The organism is Vibrio sp. R15-SG3-ISO1A (genome assembly GCF_059833955.1).
The window spans coordinates 27282-46258 of sequence record NZ_JCBDGH010000092.1 but is presented as its reverse complement, the minus strand read 5'-3'; the positions used below and the strand labels follow the sequence as shown (position 1 = coordinate 46258).

The window sequence follows — 18977 nt, the reverse complement described above, 5'->3', positions numbered from 1 at the left end:
TCACTCAACTCACGCTCCTGTTAGCTTTTTTTAGCCTCTCTGCCCACCTCTAGAAACTAGGAACTAGAAACTAGGCACTTGCGATCAATGCGAGCCGCAACCACCGCCACCGCAGCAGCCGTCTTTTTTCTCGCCATGGTCATGGCCTTCACCGCCACAACAGCCGCCTTCGTGATCGTGGTCGTGATCATGACCACAGCCACCTGCTTGATGTACGTGACCGTGCTCGATCTCTTCCGCTGTCGCTTCGCGTAGCGCAACCACTTCCACATCAAACGTCAGTGTTTGACCCGCAAGCATATGGTTACCATCAACCACCACTTCATCACCGTCTACTTCTGTCACTTCGACAGGAATAGGACCTTGGTCAGTGTCTGCTAGAAAGCGCATGCCCACTTCAATTTGATCCACACCTTGGAATACGTCAGCAGGAACGCGCTGAACCAATGCGTCATTATGCTCGCCGTACGCTTCTTCTGGTGAAACCGTCACAGAGAACTTCGCACCTGCTTCTTTGCCTTCAAGCGCAGTTTCCAAACCCGTGATCAGGTTGTTGTTACCGTGTAGGTAATCTAGTGGCGCATCGGCAGTTGATTGGTCAACGACAACGCCGTCTTCCATTTTCACTTGGTAAGCAAGGCTTACAACTACGTTCTTTTCGATTTTCATAATGACTCCAAGGAGAGTGAATAACGGAGCAACACAAACGCTCCGTAAAATAGTGTCGTCTAAGCGGACATTATGGGGATGATTTTTATAAACTCAATCAATCTGGCTTAAAAATACCGATCATATCTTGACCAGCATGGGGCGTTTTCTCCACCTCTTGCGGTTTTCGTTGATCGGTGTGCTGGCATTCCACGCACTCGACCCACTCAATATTGTTCTCTATCCACCAGCGCAGGGTATCTTGAGCTTGGCAATGTGGGCAACTCGCCCCAGCGATAAATCGTTTTTTCATGGTGCTCTTGTTATTGGGTTTGTAGGGTTATAGGTTATGGGTTATGGGTTATGGGTTATGGGTTATGGGTTATGGGTTATGGGGAGTGTAGAGCTTGATGGGCTCAATCCCAGTAGTTTTTCGATTGCTGATCGCTTTCCATCTCACGACCAAAAATCTCTTCCAGCTCTTTACGCGCCTCTTTGGCTCTGAGCGCCAGCTGCTTATCTTCATTGTGCTGCGGCAGAAGCTCTTTGAGCATCGCATTGTCTAACTTTCTAAAGTGCGCCTCAGCACGTTTGGCCTGATAGGGGTGCATGCCCATCTCAACCAAAGCTTGACGCCCCAAGTCTAACGCGCCCAAAAAGGTTTCGCGCGAATAGTTGTCTACACCGTGACTGAGAAGCTGATACGCCTCCACTCGGCTGCGTGCACGAGCAAGCAGCTTTAGGTGCGGAAAATAGCGCTGACAAAGCTCAACGATCTTCATGATCTCATCCGGTGAGTCGGTACAGATGATCATCGCTTCCGCCTTGTCGGCGCCGGCGGCTCGCAGTAAATCCAGTTGCGTCGCGTCGCCATAAAACACCTTGTAGCCATATTTACGCAGTAGCTTAATTTGGCTGGCGTCACTTTCCAATACGGTCACTTTGATTTTGTTGGCGTACATCAGCCTGCCCACAATCTGCCCGAAGCGCCCAAAACCGGCAATGATCACCCGCGGACGTTTGTTGATGATGTCGCTTTGCGCCGACTGACCTGAGGTATTGAGCCCGCGTGCATACCACTTGTTCTGCGCCATCAACAGCAAAGGCGTGGTGACCATAGAGAGGCTGACCACCACCAATAAAAAGGCGGTTTGATCTTTACTCAACAACCCTTGGCTGCTCGCAGCGGTAAAAATCACAAACGCAAACTCACCACCTTGACTCAAAATCGCCGCCATTTTACTGCGCGCTTTGGGTCGGCTGCCCGACGCCTTAGCCAGCAAGTACAAAACCAGCCCTTTGATCGATACCAGGCCAATCACCGATATCAGCACCGCCAACGGCTCTAGCGCCAACAAACCAAGGTTGACCGCCATGCCAACGGCGATAAAAAACAGCCCAAGCAGCAAGCCTTTAAACGGCTCAATCGCTATCTCAAGCTCATGGCGGTATTCACTTTCTGCCAGCAGCACGCCCGCAAGAAAGGTCCCGAGCGCCATTGATAGCCCCAAAGACTGCATCAACAAAGCAATGCCGATCACCAGCAGCAAGGCACACGCGGTAAACAACTCTCGAACACCACTTAATACGATGTAGCGAAACAAAGGGCGCAATAAATAGTGACCACCGACCAGCAAACCTATCACACCGCCGACCATCCACACGGCGCTGAGCCAATCACCACTGGTGTGCCCAGCCAGAAGCGGCAACACCGCCAGCATAGGGATCACCGCAATATCTTGAAACAGCAGCACCGCAAACCCTGACTGCCCGGCTTCACTGCCGCCTAGCCCTTGCTCTTCAATCACTTTCAAGGCGATGGCAGTAGACGAAAGCGCCAGCCCCATACCGATCACCACGCTGGTTTGCCAACTCACGCCAAAGAGATTGGCGATACTCGCCAACACGAGCGTAGTCAAGACCACCTGAGCGCCGCCCAAGCCTAAAATCGGCCCTTTCATTTTCAGCAGTTTTTTGGGATTGAGCTCAAGGCCTATCAAAAACAGCAGCAGCACCACACCAAATTCGGCAAAATGGAGAATCGCTTCCACATCACTAATCAGCCCCAGTCCCCAAGGACCAATCGCCACGCCCGCCAACAGATAACCGAGCACAGAGCCCAGGCCTAAACGCTGAGCCAGTGGCACCGCCACCACCGCAGCGGTCAGGAAAATCACGCTACTTTGCAGAAAATCACTTTCCAGAGCCATCTTGCCCCCCTTGTGCGCGCGCTTTCGCTTCGCTCAGCTCGGGCCCCGTAGTCATCGGAGCAAGCGGATCGTTGAGCCATTGACGGTACTCTTCGGCATGTTGATAACGCTCCAAGTCAGTCACATTGCGCGCCCAATAAAGCACCAGCGGTTCAATCCACTCCATTTGACACAAGGCGGCCGTCAACTCAAACGGCTGCAAAATCTCCGACAGTGGATAGCGGTTGTAGCCCGACTTGGCGTACGCATCAAAATGACCACCGGTGGTGATCACGCTGCGCCACACCTTGCCCTTGAGCGCTTCGCCTTTGCCAAAGGCAAACCCTTTGCTTAACACACGATCGATCCACTCTTTGAGCAGCGCCGGGCAAGAGTACATATAAAGAGGGTGATGAAAGACAATCACATCGTGCTCGAGCAGTAATTGGTGCTCAGCAGCGACATCAATAAAGAATTCAGGATAGTGCGCGTACAAATCGCGCACAGTAACGTGCTCAAGTGAGGCTATTTTCTTAAGCATGATCGTATTGGCCACTGAACCTTGCGACTCTGGGTGCGCGTACAGCACCAGCACTTTAGGTTTATGCTTAAGTGTCTGCTTAGACGTGGGGGTCGATGACAGTTCCATCCGTGAATCACCATCCATTCTTCTCTGTTGCCTTTGACAATACGTGGTTCGCTGCTATTTCTCAATGCTAATCAATCAATTCACACCACCAATAGGCCCAAGAAAAGCGCAACCCGAAACAACACATACGCCAGCAACACCGACGCAATGATCGACTTTTTACGCCAATCCCCCTACTATGCGACGCAAGACCAGTCCACATCGCGAGAACCCAACGGGTAACATTATGATCACCTTTTCTGACATCGAATTGCTGCGCGGCGGCAAACCCCTGCTTGAACACGCTACGGCGACGATTCATCCGGGGGACAAAGTCGGCCTAGTCGGCAAAAACGGTTGTGGTAAATCCACACTGTTTGCGCTGATCAAAGACGAACTCTCCATCGATGGCGGAAACTTCACTAAACCCGCCCACTGGGAACTCTCTTGGGTCGCTCAGGAAACGCCCGCGCTAGAGCGCTGCGCCCTTGAGTATGTGATTGATGGTGACCGCGAGTATCGTGCACTGGAAGCGCAATTGGCCGAAGCGGTGCAGAAAGACAACGGCACGCTCGTCGCTGAGATCCACGGCAAAATCGAAACCATTGGCGGCTATAGCATTAAAGCGCGCGCCGCGGAGCTGCTCGATGGCTTAGGCTTTAGCCAAGCGCAGATGAGCTGGAATTTAACTCAGTTTTCCGGTGGTTGGCGGATGCGCCTTAACTTAGCGCAGGCGCTGCTGTGTCGCTCTGACTTGCTGCTGCTCGACGAACCGACCAACCATTTGGATCTGGATGCCGTGATGTGGCTTGAGCGCTGGCTGCAAAATTACCCGGGTACTTTAATCTTGATTTCTCACGACCGAGACTTTCTCGATCCGATTGTCGGTCGCATCATTCATATCGAGAATCAGACGATGAATGAGTACACCGGTAACTATTCGTCATTTGAAGAGCAGCGCGCGCAAAAACTGATCCTGCAACAAGCGCAATTTCAGAAGCAGCAGAAACAGATGGCACACATGCAAAGCTACATCGACCGCTTCCGCTACAAAGCCTCCAAAGCGCGTCAAGCACAAAGCCGCATTAAGGCGTTGGAGCGCATGGAGAAAGTCCTGCCGGCACAATTTGATAACCCGTTTAGCTTTGAGTTCCGTGAGCCGTTGGCGCTGCCTAACCCAATCATCATGATGGATGAGGTCAGTGCCGGTTATGGCGATGCCTTAATCCTCGACAAAATTCGTCTCAACCTGGTTCCTGGCAGCCGGATTGGTCTACTCGGGCGCAACGGCGCCGGTAAGTCAACGCTGATCAAACTGCTCTCGCGTGAGCTCAAGCCTCAAGGTGGCGATTTGACCTACTCACAAGGGGTCAAAATTGGCTACTTTGCCCAACATCAGCTTGAAACCTTGCATCCCGAAGAGACGCCATTGCAGCACATGATGCAAATCGCCCCCGATAAAAACGAGCTAGAGCTGCGTAACTATCTTGGCAGCTTTGGCTTTCAAGGCGATAAGGCACTGGAAAAAGTCGCCCCCTTCTCCGGCGGCGAAAAAGCACGCTTGGTGCTGGCACTGATTGTGTGGCAAAAACCGAACTTGCTGCTGCTCGATGAACCGACCAACCACCTCGATCTCGATATGCGTGAAGCGCTGACCCTCGCGTTGCAAACCTTCGAGGGTGCGATGGTCATCGTCTCTCACGACCGTTACTTGTTGCGCGCCACCACCGACGACCTCTATTTGGTGCACGACCGACAAGTCGCGCCCTTCGATGGCGATCTCAATGACTACTATAAATGGCTGACGGAACAGCAAAAACAAGAGAGGCGTGACGCGCAAGACGCTCAACCTGAAAAAAGCACCACCAACAGCGCAGCCGCCAAAAAGGAGCAAAAGCGTCGTGAAGCAGAATTTCGTAAGCAGACCGCCCCTCTTCGCAAAACTCTGACAAAACTCGAAGAAAAAATGGATAAGTTGGGTAAAGCGCTCAATGACGCTGAAGTACAGCTGTCTGACAACAGCCTGTATGAAGCAGAAAATAAGGCTAAACTTAATCAAGTATTGGCGACTCAAGCAAGCTGCAAAGCTGAGCTTGAGGAGGTAGAAATGGAATGGATGGCAGGGCAAGAACAACTCGAACAGATGGAAGCGGCGTTCACGGACGCGAGCCAGTAGAGACCACCGAAGCACAAGCATCGCAAGACAGCGCGCAAGCCGCGCGCCTGTCACACGACGAGCTGTGGGCATTCTGCTTGCAATACTACAGCGTGCGTGAAGTGAAAGACGCCTGTCTTAGTATGCAAAACCGCTATGGTGGCAATGTCAATTTACTGCTGCTGGTACGCTGGTTAGATGAGCAGAGGCTCACCTTTGACGAGCAGGGCTGGGCAACGCTGCACGCTAGCCTGGCGCGATGTGAACCTCTGCTGCAAAGCTATCGAGAGCTGCGCCGCAAGTTAAAACTTGGCGCGCCCGATACGCTCTACCGCGAGGCACTGCAATTCGAGCTAGAGCTAGAAAAACAGCAGCAGATCGATTTGCTCACTGGCGTCAACACGCTCACACTGCAAGAGAATCAAGGCGAACCACTCACCTTGCACTATTGTCGGCAGCAGGATGCTGAGCCCCTCTACGCCGCGCTGCATACCGATTGGTATCCGACTGTCGGCAACCCGCCAAATACAGAAGCGAGCAAGGGATAGGCTTATGACACATTTTACCGCCGCGAAAGGACTCACCAATCCGCACCTGCAAACCTTGGCTCCGCGCCTGATTCGCAAAAAAGCCTTGTTTGAGCCTATCTGGCAAACGCTTGATACGCCCGATGGCGACTTTCTCGATCTCGCTTGGAGCGAAGATTGGCAACAAGAGAGCGCCGTGCGCAAACCCATTTTTGTGCTATTTCATGGCTTAGAAGGTTGTTTTTACAGCCCCTACGCCAACGGATTGATGCACGCGTTTTCTTCTCAGGGCTGGCTCGCCGTGATGATGCATTTTCGCGGTTGCAGCGGGAAACCTAACCACACCGCGCGCGCCTATCACTCAGGCGAAACCGAGGATGCTCGCCACTTTTTACGCCACCTCAACCACCTGTTTCCCGATCAAACCAAAGTCGCGGTCGGCATCTCTCTAGGCGGAAACATGTTGGCGAACTACTTAGCCGACTACCGCGATGAGCCACTGCTTGACGCGGCAACCATCGTCTCCGCGCCTTTGGATTTGTCGGCCTGCGCCAAGCGAATCGAGCAGGGTTTCTCCAAGGTCTACAAAACCTACCTGCTCTCCTCACTTAAGAAAAACGCGCTGCGTAAACATCATCTGTTAAAAGGCGAGCTCGATCTCTCTTATCAAAGCATCAAACGGGTCACTAAACTGATGGAGTTTGATGACCTCATCACAGCTCCCCTCCACGGTTTTAAAGACGCGCAAGACTACTACCAGCGCTGCTCTGGGATTCACCGCCTGAAAGAGATCCGCCTGCCGACACAAATCATCCACGCCAAAGACGACCCGTTTATGACGCCCGACGTCATCCCGAAATTTGTCCTGCCCGACAACATCGACTACCGCCTGTTCGATCAAGGCGGCCACGTTGGTTTTCTCACTGGCAGCGCCATCAAGCCGCGCTTTTGGTTAGAAGAGGCGTTGCCGGCGTACTATGAATCCCTAAGCGTTTCGAATCGTTAGCCATTTCGGCATAATAGCCGCCTTCAACTTTCATCATAAATGAATGAGGTATTTATGATCATCCCTTGGCAACAGATCGCCCCTGACACCCTAGACAACCTGATCCGTGAATTTGTACTGCGTGAAGGGACGGACTATGGCGAGCAGGAAATCTCTCTTGACGAGAAAATCGCCCAGATCCGTCAGAGCTTGGTGAGTGGTGAAGCGGTGGTGGTCTATTCAGAGCTGCATGAGAGCGTGGATATTCAACTCAAATCAAAGTTTTAATATTTCCAGTGCGTTAAAAAACACCATACCGTGATCAATCAATAGAACATGCTATATTGGTCATCATTTGACAAGGAATAAGACAAGGTTTGTCATGTCAGCAAAACACCCCATTATTGCCGTAACGGGTTCTTCCGGTGCGGGCACAACCACGACCTCTGAAGCGTTTCGCAAAATGTTTAACATGATGCGCGTGAAACCGGCTTGGGTGGAAGGGGACAGTTTCCACCGCTTTACGCGCCCAGAAATGGATGTCGAGATCCGCAAAGCGCGCGAGCAAGGACGCCACATCAGCTACTTTGGCCCGCAGGCGAACGACTTCCCTGCCCTGTCTGAGTTTTTTAAGCAGTATGGCAATGAAGGCACAGGGCAAATTCGTCGCTACTTGCACACCTTCGATGAAGCCGTGCCCTACAATCAAATGCCGGGCACCTTCACGCCGTGGCAAGATTTGCCGGAAAATTCTGACGTGCTGTTCTACGAAGGACTGCATGGCGGCGTGGTGGATGGTGAGGTCAACGTCGCCCAACACGTCGACTTTTTGATTGGCATGGTGCCGATTGTGAACTTGGAGTGGATTCAAAAATTCGTCCGTGACACGCGCGATCGCGGTCACTCACGCGAAGCGGTAATGGACTCGATTGTCCGCTCGATGGACGACTACCTCAACTACATTACCCCGCAATTTTCGCGTACCCACATCAACTTCCAACGCGTGCCGACCGTCGATACGTCCAACCCACTTAACGCTAAAGGCATCCCAAGTTTAGATGAAAGCTTTGTGGTGATCCGCCTGCGCGGCATCAAACAGGTCGACTTCCCATATCTGCTCGCTATGATTGATGGCTCTTTCATGTCGCGCCACAACACCATTGTCGTGCCGGGGGGTAAGATGAGTTTTGCGATGGAGCTCATCGTCAGACCTATCCTACAGCAGCTTATCGAGACGGGTAAAATTGGCTAGCGATCAGTCCTAAGACCCGTTTACTTGTCATACCGTGATCATGTGCACATTTTTGCGTAAACAATCACCAACTTGACACGATTAAAATCAAGAAATCCCTTTTGAAAAAGGCTACTATTTGTAACCGAAACAAAGATGGCTTGCAGCATTGAATAAGTGCTCTTATCCTAAAAAGCCTTGTTCAAGGCTTCGCGCCTTTTACTGGCGCGACAAAAATGGAAAGCGGCAAGCGTACCCTGCAGAGGAAGTGAGATATTATGGTTCTAGGTAAACCTCAAACCGATCCAACATTAGAGTGGTTCCTGTCACATTGTCATATTCATAAGTACCCATCAAAAAGCACATTGATCCACGCCGGTGAGAAAGCAGAGACGCTTTACTACATCGTCAAAGGCTCTGTGGCGGTACTGATTAAAGACGAAGAAGGTAAGGAAATGATCCTTTCTTACCTAAACCAAGGTGACTTTATCGGTGAACTTGGTCTATTTGAAGAAGATCAAGAGCGTACCGCTTGGGTTCGCGCTAAATCACCTTGTGAAGTTGCAGAGATCTCATTCAAGAAGTTCCGTCAGCTTATCCAAGTCAACCCTGACATCCTAATGCGTCTATCTGCGCAAATGGCAAGCCGCCTACAAGTGACGAGCCAAAAAGTCGGTGACCTCGCCTTCCTAGACGTGACAGGCCGCATCGCGCAAACGCTACTTAACCTAGCGAAGCAGCCAGATGCCATGACGCACCCAGACGGCATGCAAATCAAGATCACTCGTCAAGAGATCGGTCAGATTGTCGGCTGTTCACGCGAGACCGTTGGCCGTATCTTGAAGATGCTTGAAGAGCAAAACCTGATCTCCGCCCACGGTAAAACCATCGTCGTCTACGGCACGCGATAGGGTATTAGAGGCGAGTTCCTAGTGACGAGTTCCTAGAGAAAACCTTTAAAGATTAAGAAAGCCACCCTGTCTACCAGCGGTGGCTTTTTATTTACCAGTACCCAGTTCCCATCACCCACTACCTATTACCCATCACCCATTTCACCAGCCCCCTCTAGGAACTAGTAACTAGGAACTAGGCACTCCCATCAACTAGGCACTCCCTACCCATTCGTACTCTCAAATATCTTATCCGCTGACGCTGCGACAAACCCTGGGTAGAGCTCACCATTACTCATCGGATAGCGTTTGGCGAATTCGTAGAAGCCACCTGGGATCACTTGCGTACCGTCACTAAAGCTCACCTCGACTCTGTCTGCCATGGTGGACGATTGCTCAAGCAGTACCTCTGGTGAGCCTTTCACTTCGCCACCCGACTCATTGATGACAAAGCCCGCTTGGCGCAGGTGCTCATTCACCGCCGCGACCTCGTCAAATGCCTTGAGCTGATTAACGCTTACGGTGAAATGGTTGGCCCCATAGCCGTGCGCCGCAAGCCATGCTGCGTACTCACTCTCTTGGGCGAGGGTTTGAAAATCTTCATAGCTGAGATCCCACAAACGGCCCGCATACAAAAACTCATGGCTTTGCAGTGCGGATACCTCCACTTGTGCCACCAGCTTGCTGACAATGCTTTGCAGCGGCGCTGAGCACTCTTCGACTTTCAGCTCACTGATGAACACTTTTGGCAACGTCGGATCGGCGTGCTCGTAGTGCTTGGCGACCAAGTGTTTGCTCTCAAACAGGTAGTCACCGCACGCTTGGTAACCCAGCGCAATAAATGGCGCAGCCAATGTCTCGATACCGAGCGGCGCAATGTTAAAGGTACGCAGCGCAATATGGTCATTGATCAGCGGCTCATCTTCTTCTAAAAGCTGATGAACCTTGGCCGCTTGAGGACATAGACGGGAAATATAGTCTTGCCACAGTAAATCGAACAGTTGAGCAGGCGTCATAACGTCTCCATGTTAATCGTGAAGCTGAATCGTGAAGCTAGTTCTTTAAAAGAATGGCTTAATCACAAACCTAGCAATGAGTCGAACACCTTGGGCTCCAAGCGAGCCCAAGGTGCGTCTTACAGTTCTACACCCGGGCTTAACGTCTCAGGCAGCAAGGTGTGCTCGCCTTCCATCGACGCCATAGGGTAAGCGCAATAATCCGCAGCGTAGTAAGCACTTGGGCGAAGGTTGCCCGAGGCGCCCGGTCCGCCAAACGGCGCATCGCCACTCGCCCCAGTTAATTGGCGGTTGCGATTGACGATCCCTGCACGAATGTGGTCAACAAAGTAGGCCCACTCATCATCATCGGTGGACACCAGCCCAGCAGAGAGACCAAAGCGGGTGTCATTGGCCAGCTCAACCGCGCGCTCAAGACCTTGATAACGCACCACTTGCAGCAGCGGGCCAAAGTATTCTTCATCTGGCAGCGCTTCGATGGCCGTGACATCAATAATCCCCGGAGTGACAAACGCCGCCTCGCCCGCTTTCGCTTCCACCAAGCTCACACCACCAAGGCTCTGCAAGTTCGCCTGTGCGTTAAGGATAAAGTGTGCCGCAGCTTTCGAAATTTGTGGGCCCATAAAAGGCGCTGGCTCTGCAAACGGCTGATCGACACGCAGCTTGCGTGTGGCCTCAACCAAGCGATTGACCAAGGCATCGCCTTTGTCGCCCACAGGCACATAGAGACGACGCGCGCAGGTACAACGCTGCCCGGCACTGATAAAGGCCGATTGCAAAATGGTGTAGACCGTCGCGTCCAGCTCACCATAGTGCTCACTGATGACCATAGGGTTGTTGCCGCCCATCTCCAGTGCCAGCATCTTGTCTGGCTGACCGGCAAATTGGCGATGCAGCAGGTGACCTGTATTGGCGCTACCAGTAAACAGCAGGCCATCAATGCCTTTCGACTCTGCTAGCGCAATGCCCGTCTCTTTGCCCCCTTGGACTAAGTTGATCACGCCCGCAGGCAATCCAGCTTGTTGCCACAGCTTCATCGCTAGCTCACCGGTCAGCGGCGTTTGCTCTGACGGTTTGAACACCACGGTATTGCCCGCCAGCAGCGCTGGAACAATGTGGCCATTGGGCAAATGACACGGGAAGTTATACGGGCCAAACACCGCCATCACACCCAGCGGGCGATGGCGCAGCACAATTTGGTTACCCGCCGCTTCGCGGGTACTTTCGCCTGTGCGATCATGATAAGCGCGAATAGAGATGGCAATCTTGCCCGCCATGGCCGCGGCTTCTGTGCGCGTTTCCCACAACGGCTTGCCGGTCTCTTTAGCAATCACTTCGGCTATCTGCTCGCTGCTCTCTTTCACTTTTTCAGCAAACGCCAGCACGATGGCTTCGCGCTGCGCAAAGCTGAGTTTTTTCCATGTCTGAAAGGCGTTTCTCGCCGCGCTGACCGCCGCTTCGACTTGCGCGCTGGACGCGCTGTCACCCTGCCAAATGACCTCGTCATTATACGGGCTGGTTGAATTCATCGGCTCGCCTTGTCCGGCCAGCCACTCTCCTGCAATCCAATGAGTCATGTTGTTTTCCTTGTCCAATTCTACTGCCATTACTGGGCTGACTATCGCTGGGCTGGCTATTACTGAGCCAGCATGCGCACGTAGTCACCATCGCCGACTTGCAGCGCGTTCGCCACCTCTGGCGCTAGGATGACCGAACCCGACTCTTTGTCGTACGCCGCTTTGGCGGCGGTGGCTCTGAAGTTCTCAAATGAGGTGTTAGCAATCAGGTAATCCTGAGAACTGGCGTGTTCAGAGATGCTCACTTTGGCTCGAAACGATTCTCGCACCGACTCGATATTGCGCACCTCACACTCAACCGTTGGGCCGCCGTCAAAAATGTCGACATAGTTACGACAGGTGAAACCCTCTTTCTCTAGAAGGCGCAGCGCCGGCTTGGTGTTCTCGTGCACTTGGCCAATCACCGCTTGCGCCTCTTTGCTGAGCAAGTTGATATAAATCGGCAGCTTAGGCATCAAATCGGCAATGAAACCTTTTTTACCGATCCCGGTAAGATAATCCGCCATGGTGAAATCAATCGAGAAGAAGTGCTCTTGTAGCCATTGCCAAAATGGCGAGTTGCCGTTCTCATCAGAGACACCGCGCATCTCGGCAAACACGGTTGTCGAGAAGCGATGCGGATGCTCGGCCATCATCAAAAAACGACACTTCGACATCAAACGACCATTGAGCCCGCCACGGAAACTGGGTCTGAGGAATAGCGTACAAATCTCACTGCATCCGGTGTAGTTGTTGCCAAACGTGAGCAGTTTCACCACGTTATTCACGCCCAGTTTGGGGGATGAGTGAACAATGGTGCTAATGTGGTACGAGTAAAACGGGACATCCCAGCCAATCGAGGCTTCGATTCCGGTACACCCGGCCACTTCCCCCGTCTCGCTGTCAAACCCAACCATCAAATAGCCTTCGTCACCGGGCTCGGTCACATTGGCTTTGCCGAAGCTGTATTCGGAATGGGTAATGCGGTTCGTCAACAGCTCTTCGTTGACGGGTAGAGAAGTAAATCCGTGACCAGACTCCACCGCGCATGTGTGCAACGCGTCATAGTCCGAAATAGAAATAGGGCGAACAACCAGCATCGATACTCCCTCCTGATGCGATATAAGTGCCTAGTTCCTAGAGGCGAGTTCCTAGAGAAAAAGAGCTCAACTCAGCCCTCACTCTAGGAACTAGGAACTAGAAACTAGGCACTCACAAAACCTAAACCAAACTTGCGATGGCTTTATCTAAACGTGCGAGACCTTGTTCGATCTCTTCTTTGGTGATCACCAGTGATGGCGTGAAGCGCACGACGTTAGCGCCGGCGACCAGTACCATCAGGCCTTCTTTACCTGCGGCGACCAGAACATCACGAGCGCGGCCTTGCCACTGCTCATTCAGTGCAGCGCCAAGCAGTAGGCCTTTACCGCGAATTTCGTCGAACAGGTGGTACTTGGCATTGATTTTGTTCAGACCATCACGGAACAGGGCTTCACGCTCTGCAACGCCCGCCAATGTGTCTGGTTGGCTAACGATATCAACCACGGCCTCAGCGACCGCACACGCCAGCGGGTTACCGCCGTACGTCGAACCATGCGTGCCCACTTTCATGTGCTCCGCGAGCGCATTAGTGGTCAGCATTGCCCCAATCGGGAAACCGCCACCAAGTGATTTGGCTGTGCTCAAAATATCCGGCGTCACGCCCAAACCTTGGTAGGCGTAGAAGTTGCCAGTACGGCCGTTGCCGGTTTGTACTTCATCGAAAATCAGCAGCGCATTGTGCTTGTCACACAGCTCGCGCACCGTCGCAACAAACTCGTCCGTTGGCGAGATAATCCCGCCTTCGCCTTGCAGTGGCTCCATCATGATGGCGCAGGTGCGATCTGAGATGTGCGCTTTCAGGGCTTCAACATCGTTGTAAGGTAAGTGCGTGACATCGCCCGGTTTCGGACCAAAACCATCAGAGTAAGCCGCTTGACCGCCAACCGTTACCGTAAAGAACGTTCGGCCGTGGAAGCCTTGTTTAAAAGCAATAATTTCCGATTTTTCAGGGCCAAACTTATCGGCTGCCACGCGGCGCGCCAGTTTGAGCGCCGCTTCATTGGCTTCTGCGCCTGAGTTAGCAAAGAAGACTTTCTCGGCAAAGCTCACTTGGGTCAGCTTTTTCGCCAAACGCAGCGCCGGCTCATTGGTCATCACGTTGCTCAGATGCCACAGTTTTTGACCTTGCTCGGTCAACGCCTTCACCATCGCAGGGTGACAATGCCCCAAGCAGCTCACAGCAATCCCCCCTGCAAAGTCGATATACTCATTACCTTGCTGATCCCACACGCGAGCACCCTCGCCTTTCACTGGGATCATCTCCATTGGGTTGTAACAAGGCACCATCACCTCATCAAACAGACCGCGTTCTACGTTCACTTCAGTTGTCATCGTCTTTCCCTCTCGATACTGCTCACTGGATCGCTGTTGCTCGATATCTCTTCGTTTCGTTCATTGGTGTCGCTCACGACTTTCGCTTATCACGTTACCAATCGAGACAGAAAAAGAATGTTTTGCATATCAGCCATCACAGCATTGTATTTACAATTAATTAACCATTTCAATAGTGATTTATTCTTTTTAGACGCGCCATAGGAGGCAAAACCCTATTGAGCTTGAGTATTTATGCACGATGCCACCCCTTTTATGAAGCAATTTATTCTTATAACAAAGATAAGCAGGGGTTTAACCTAGACGCAACAAGGCGCGAGCCCAGAGCACCACTTGGCTAGCGAATAGTTTTTCACTCGCTATGCAAACGGCAAGTTATGAAAGAAATGTTAAGAAAAGTGATCTGAGTGCGGTTTTCAGCACAGGGGACAAGAGACGAGTGTTGCACGCGGCTTGCTGACCGATTTGAAGACAGTTTTAAACTATGCGCATTCAATCATGCGCGTTAAACCATGCGCGTCAGGAAATTCGCCAGCAGCTGATGCCCTTGCTCGGTTTTGATCGATTCCGGGTGAAACTGCACCGCGTCAATCGGCAGAGTGCGGTGTTGATAGCCCATGATCTCATCCATGCTGCCATCGGCGAGTGTCGTCCAAGCCGTGAGCTCAAACTCACTCGGCAGGCTGTTTGCCTCGACCACCAGCGAATGATAGCGCGTCACCGTCAGGGGGTTATTGAGCCCTTTAAAGACGCTCTTACCCGTATGGATAATGGGAGAGGTTTTGCCGTGCATCACTTGACGCGCCCGCACAACCTTGGCGCCAAAGGCTTGGGCAATCGCTTGATGCCCCAAACAGACACCGAGAATCGGCAACTTACCAGCAAAGTGGCGAATGGCCGCTAGGGAAATCCCCGCTTCATTGGGCGTACATGGCCCGGGAGAAATCACCAAATGGCTTGGCGACAGCGCCTCAATCTCCTCAAGCGTGATCTCATCATTACGGCGCACCAACACCTCACAGCCCAACTCACAAAAGTATTGGTAGAGGTTGTAGGTAAACGAGTCGTAATTGTCGATGATCAGTAGCATGAGTGACGATGACACATAGGTTGGTTTTCACTGGGGCGGTATTGTGCAACACCATGCCAGAAAGGCAAGGGAAAAGCGCAAAAATAAGGCCAGCAAACGCTGGCCAGAAGTTGATGTGTTGCGAACCCTTAGTGGGTTCTTCTGCGCCATAACGCCAAACCAAACAAGCCTGCCAACGCGCCAAGGCCAAACGAGCCTGCCATATTGAGCTCTAGCACCGCAGGATCATGATCCGACGAGCGGTAGTGATCGCGATAGGTCGGCAGATCCCCTTTGTACTCTTGGTTGTAATCAAACAGCGTCGACTCGCCACCGTTGATGTGCCAATCGGTCGCATCGACAAAGTGTTTGTTGAGGCTTGGACTTATCAGCAGGTGGTCCAACGCGCCCACTTCATCATTGTACGAGTAGCTCCAGCTCTCTGGATGCGCTTTCGCGACCGCATTGATGTACCCGTAGTTGTGGGTGATCACCGCACCTTGATCGCCAAACTGCTCCTCACCATTGATCACGGTATTGCGTGCCGCGGTGATGGTTTTCGCGTACTTCTCTGGGGTGTAATCGGTCAGCACCAAGAGTGGATCTTCCATCCCGTAGGCGTTGAGGTCGCCCAAAATGACTTTGTGTCCTTTGATGGCCTGCAGCGCATCACCGAGCGCGACGGCCGCCGCGACGCGGAACTGCTCACACGACCCTTGCCAATCGGAATCTTGGCCACCCTGACCGCCTTGCTCAATCGGCGCTGCGTCTTCCCAGCATTTAGAGCCTTTCGATTTGAAGTGGTTGACGGCCACCGTGATGGTCTCTTTGGTGCCGCGTACTTTGAACGTTGGCGCGAGAGAGTCACGTTGGTAATTCTTGCCATCTTCAATCACTTTACCCTTGTCATCCAGCACTTCTGGTGCCTGCTGAGAAGGCATGGCAATCACACGGGCTTGTTTGAGCTTGACCACTTTCGGCCGATAGAGCACACCCGTGGTAATCGCATCGGTGCCCACAAAGTCTTGCCCGTCCTCATTGCCGTCACCATTGCTGTCAATCGCGACATAGCGGTATTGGTCGCGCCTGCTCTCGATGCGCGCATTGATCTCCTGCACTAAGCGGTGAATCGCCCCGCCCTCACCAAAGCCGTTGTTTTCGATCTCCATCAAACCGATGATGTCGGCATCTAAACGCAAAATGGCATTGAGGATTTTCGCCTCCTGCACCTCAAACTCCTCATCGCTATTGGCGCCGCGATTGTCGCCAAATGGGTTGCTATCACCACCGAATGGGGAGTTAAAGTAATTGAGTACGTTGAACGTCGCGATACGCAAGTCGCCTTGCTTCAGCTCGGGTGTATCGGTGCGTGGATCGTTATGGACAAAATTCTCCGCACTGAGCGAGTTGGTCGCGATTAAGCGATACTCGTTGTAGCTGTAGCTCAGCACGCCCTCTAGACCGATGACGGTGTCATCGATACGAATGTAGTCCTCGGTGGAGCCATCTTGATCGACGTCAGTGCGGCCAAAATCGACGTAATACGGGATCTGCCCATCCGCGGCTTTTTGATCCGATTCGACAAACAGTCGGCGAGCCGCGTTACTTGCACTTTGCTCTAACGCCTCTGGCGAACCAGCCGCAAAGACTTGGTTAGGCTGCATATTGATGCGCTCGTGCGCCAAGACCATATTGTTGCGACGCGCCGCGTAATCATAACCAAAAGTGCGCGTCACACGCATATCCAGTTCAGCCGAGGTGCGCACCAGCATGCCTTCGTAACGCTCTAGCGTTTGGGCAAAACTCTGATCGCTCTCAATAGGCGTGATATCGACCGCCACAGGCGCGGCTTGCTCGCCCGTTTTCACCCAGTCGCTCGCTTTAAGCTGAGTGAGATTGTAATACTCTTGCACCTGACCTTGGACACACACCACATCGCCCGCATTGAGATCGGAGCTGGACTGATTGGTGTACACAAACAGACCTTCGGAAGTGAGCGGATTGCCATCATCGCTCAGTGCTTGCAGGTAGAAACCTTTTGTGAGCCCAGTGGTGACAGCGCTGACCACCCCTTGAACAAAATAGCTCTCAGCGGTGATGTATGGGTAACCATCAATAAAGGGCGACGTACTGCCTTCCCCTTGGATGGTTTGAATGTCAGTAAAGCTTGGCTCTGCGCCATCTTGAGTACAGGCAAAAGGCTCCGGCAGCTGTGCGCCATCCAATACACCAAGACCTGTGATGTCATCCGTTCCGAGCGCCACCCAGTCGCTGGCGTTATAACTGCTTGAGGGCGTCATGGCTTCACTAGCGCGCACTAGGGTGACGTTTTCACCAAAGCTCACATCGCCCATCACACCGATGATGTCATGTACATTCCCCTCATAGAGCAGTGCGATAGGATCATCACCATTAAAGCTGGCAATACCGTGGATTTCGTTCGCCACGGCTCGTGTTTCGGCATAGGCTTGTGAGTTCGCCACCACCCACACGCTTTTCGCCGCGAGGGTGACGGAGTCCAAATCGAGTGTGGCGCCCCACTCACCATTGCCGTTGGTGGATTTGGCAAGTTGGAAACCGGTCAGCGTGACGGCTTCCTCGCCAGTATTGGCGATCTCGATGGCTTTGTTATTTGAGCTTCCCTCGACATATTGCGAGAGCAAAATATCTGCGGCTACCGGCGCAGATAAGGCACTGGCCACCACGGCGGCCAGTAAACTGGGTGTGAATGTGTGTCTCATCGTGTTTCCCTTGCATGCTTTCTGTTCGATGCGAGAAAGCGCGTTCCATATCACTTTTCGTATGAGAAAAGACCTATAAAGCACGACAAGTGTTGATGTTTTTTATGAAACAAAAATATAGGAATCATTACAACGAGAAGCAGATCTCATTGAGACGATGAATAACGGAAGTGTGGTCAACTTTTCAACAAAACAGGAAAGCATGCTGTTGCAAAGATGCGATTAAGCGGATGATTCTAGGAACAATTCGTTGACAGCCCCACCAATCAACGCCCGTCTACGCACGCAAGCAGCCCCTAAACAAACACGCAAGCGGCCCATAAAAACAACAAAAGCGCCCGCAGGCGCTCATCATCAGAGCCAAGACCCTATTTTAATTTTGGCTTGTCGTTCTCATCGTCTTTGCGTTCGTACTCACCTTCAAACGTCTTCCCCTGTGTCGAGTCAGACTCAAACGGCGAAGCTCCGTCACGATGGAAAGGGTCTTGATGAGAAAAGGGATCGTGAGAGAATGGGTCATGACCAAAACCACTTTGACCACCTACTGAGCGAATCACCATTTTGCTCATCAGCGTTTTGGCGATCATGGCACGGGGCGCCGGCAGTAATACCAACATGCCTAATGCGTCGGTCAAAAAACCGGGAGTGAGCAGTAAGACACCCGCCACCGCCAGCATCACGCCTTCCATGATCTGCTGCGCGGGAAGCTCGCCTTGTGCGAGGCGCTGCTGCACCGACAGTAACGTCGCAACGCCTTGGCTGCGCACTAAAGAGGCGCCGACAAACGCGGTGACCAGCACCAGACCGATGGTCGGCCATAAACCAAGAAACCCACCCACTTGGATAAACAGGCCGATTTCAATAATAGGTACGATGATAAATAGTAAGAGTAAGATAGGAAACACACGC

Annotated in this window: 17 protein-coding genes; 6 read left to right on the top strand and 11 right to left on the bottom strand. The window is 52.4% G+C overall.

The window, feature by feature from the left end:
- Window positions 1–84: 84 nt before the first annotated feature.
- From slyD to kefG, 4 genes are all read right to left on the bottom strand, one after another.
- The gene (slyD, locus tag AC6R0L_RS16780) at window positions 85–669 is read right to left on the bottom strand and encodes a peptidylprolyl isomerase (RefSeq protein WP_487903342.1); all 585 of its coding nucleotides are present in this window, start codon (window positions 667–669) and stop codon (window positions 85–87) included.
- A gap of 97 nt (window positions 670–766) precedes the next feature.
- Window positions 767–961, bottom strand: coding sequence for a YheV family putative zinc ribbon protein (locus AC6R0L_RS16775; protein WP_334554646.1), 195 nt, complete (start codon window positions 959–961; stop codon window positions 767–769).
- 103 nt (window positions 962–1064) lie between these two features.
- Complete coding sequence (kefB, locus tag AC6R0L_RS16770) at window positions 1065–2858, bottom strand: glutathione-regulated potassium-efflux system protein KefB (RefSeq protein WP_500629858.1); 1794 nt, start codon at window positions 2856–2858, stop codon at window positions 1065–1067.
- A complete protein-coding gene (kefG, locus tag AC6R0L_RS16765) occupies window positions 2842–3486 on the bottom strand; it encodes a glutathione-regulated potassium-efflux system ancillary protein KefG (protein WP_500627546.1) in 645 nt (214 codons plus the stop codon). Before kefG ends, kefB begins: the two co-directional genes overlap by 17 nt.
- Before the next feature lie 226 nt (window positions 3487–3712).
- Between kefG and AC6R0L_RS16760 the strand changes: the two genes are divergently transcribed.
- From AC6R0L_RS16760 to crp, 6 genes are all read left to right on the top strand, one after another.
- Window positions 3713–5641 carry an ABC transporter ATP-binding protein gene (locus AC6R0L_RS16760; protein WP_500629857.1) on the top strand — a complete coding sequence of 643 codons (1929 nt, stop codon included), beginning with the start codon at window positions 3713–3715 and terminating at the stop codon, window positions 5639–5641.
- Window positions 5578–6168 carry a TIGR02444 family protein gene (locus tag AC6R0L_RS16755; RefSeq protein WP_500629856.1) on the top strand — a complete coding sequence of 197 codons (591 nt, stop codon included), beginning with the start codon at window positions 5578–5580 and terminating at the stop codon, window positions 6166–6168. Before AC6R0L_RS16760 ends, AC6R0L_RS16755 begins: the two co-directional genes overlap by 64 nt.
- 4 nt (window positions 6169–6172) lie before the next feature.
- Window positions 6173–7153, top strand: coding sequence for a hydrolase (locus tag AC6R0L_RS16750; RefSeq protein WP_500629855.1), 981 nt, complete (start codon window positions 6173–6175; stop codon window positions 7151–7153).
- A gap of 54 nt (window positions 7154–7207) precedes the next feature.
- Complete coding sequence (locus tag AC6R0L_RS16745; RefSeq protein ID WP_500629854.1) at window positions 7208–7420, top strand: YheU family protein; 213 nt, start codon at window positions 7208–7210, stop codon at window positions 7418–7420.
- Window positions 7421–7514: 94 nt separating this feature from the next.
- Window positions 7515–8384 (top strand): phosphoribulokinase, encoded by an 870-nt coding sequence (locus tag AC6R0L_RS16740; protein ID WP_334554657.1) that lies wholly within the window; start codon window positions 7515–7517, stop codon window positions 8382–8384.
- A gap of 257 nt (window positions 8385–8641) precedes the next feature.
- Window positions 8642–9274: a cAMP-activated global transcriptional regulator CRP gene (crp, locus tag AC6R0L_RS16735; protein WP_004410522.1), complete on the top strand. Its 633-nt coding sequence runs from the start codon at window positions 8642–8644 to the stop codon at window positions 9272–9274.
- A 203-nt stretch (window positions 9275–9477) separates the two neighbouring features.
- On the opposite strand, the gene AC6R0L_RS16730 is transcribed toward crp, so the two are convergent.
- The 7 genes from AC6R0L_RS16730 to AC6R0L_RS16700 form a co-directional block, all read right to left on the bottom strand.
- Entirely contained in the window at window positions 9478–10269 is a 792-nt protein-coding gene (locus AC6R0L_RS16730) for a DUF1338 domain-containing protein (protein ID WP_500629853.1), read from the bottom strand.
- A 119-nt stretch (window positions 10270–10388) separates the two neighbouring features.
- Window positions 10389–11846, bottom strand: a complete 1458-nt coding sequence (astD, locus tag AC6R0L_RS16725) for a succinylglutamate-semialdehyde dehydrogenase (protein WP_500629852.1) — start codon at window positions 11844–11846, stop codon at window positions 10389–10391.
- 59 nt (window positions 11847–11905) lie between these two features.
- A complete protein-coding gene (gene astA, locus AC6R0L_RS16720) occupies window positions 11906–12925 on the bottom strand; it encodes an arginine N-succinyltransferase (RefSeq protein ID WP_487903350.1) in 1020 nt (339 codons plus the stop codon).
- A gap of 121 nt (window positions 12926–13046) precedes the next feature.
- Complete coding sequence (locus AC6R0L_RS16715; protein ID WP_500629851.1) at window positions 13047–14258, bottom strand: aspartate aminotransferase family protein; 1212 nt, start codon at window positions 14256–14258, stop codon at window positions 13047–13049.
- Window positions 14259–14763: 505 nt separating this feature from the next.
- Window positions 14764–15348, bottom strand: coding sequence for an aminodeoxychorismate/anthranilate synthase component II (locus AC6R0L_RS16710; protein WP_500629864.1), 585 nt, complete (start codon window positions 15346–15348; stop codon window positions 14764–14766).
- Between the two features lie 128 nt (window positions 15349–15476).
- Complete coding sequence (locus tag AC6R0L_RS16705; RefSeq protein ID WP_500629850.1) at window positions 15477–18068, bottom strand: ExeM/NucH family extracellular endonuclease; 2592 nt, start codon at window positions 18066–18068, stop codon at window positions 15477–15479.
- A gap of 368 nt (window positions 18069–18436) precedes the next feature.
- A complete protein-coding gene (locus AC6R0L_RS16700) occupies window positions 18437–18973 on the bottom strand; it encodes an FxsA family protein (protein WP_500629849.1) in 537 nt (178 codons plus the stop codon).
- Window positions 18974–18977 lie beyond the last annotated feature (4 nt).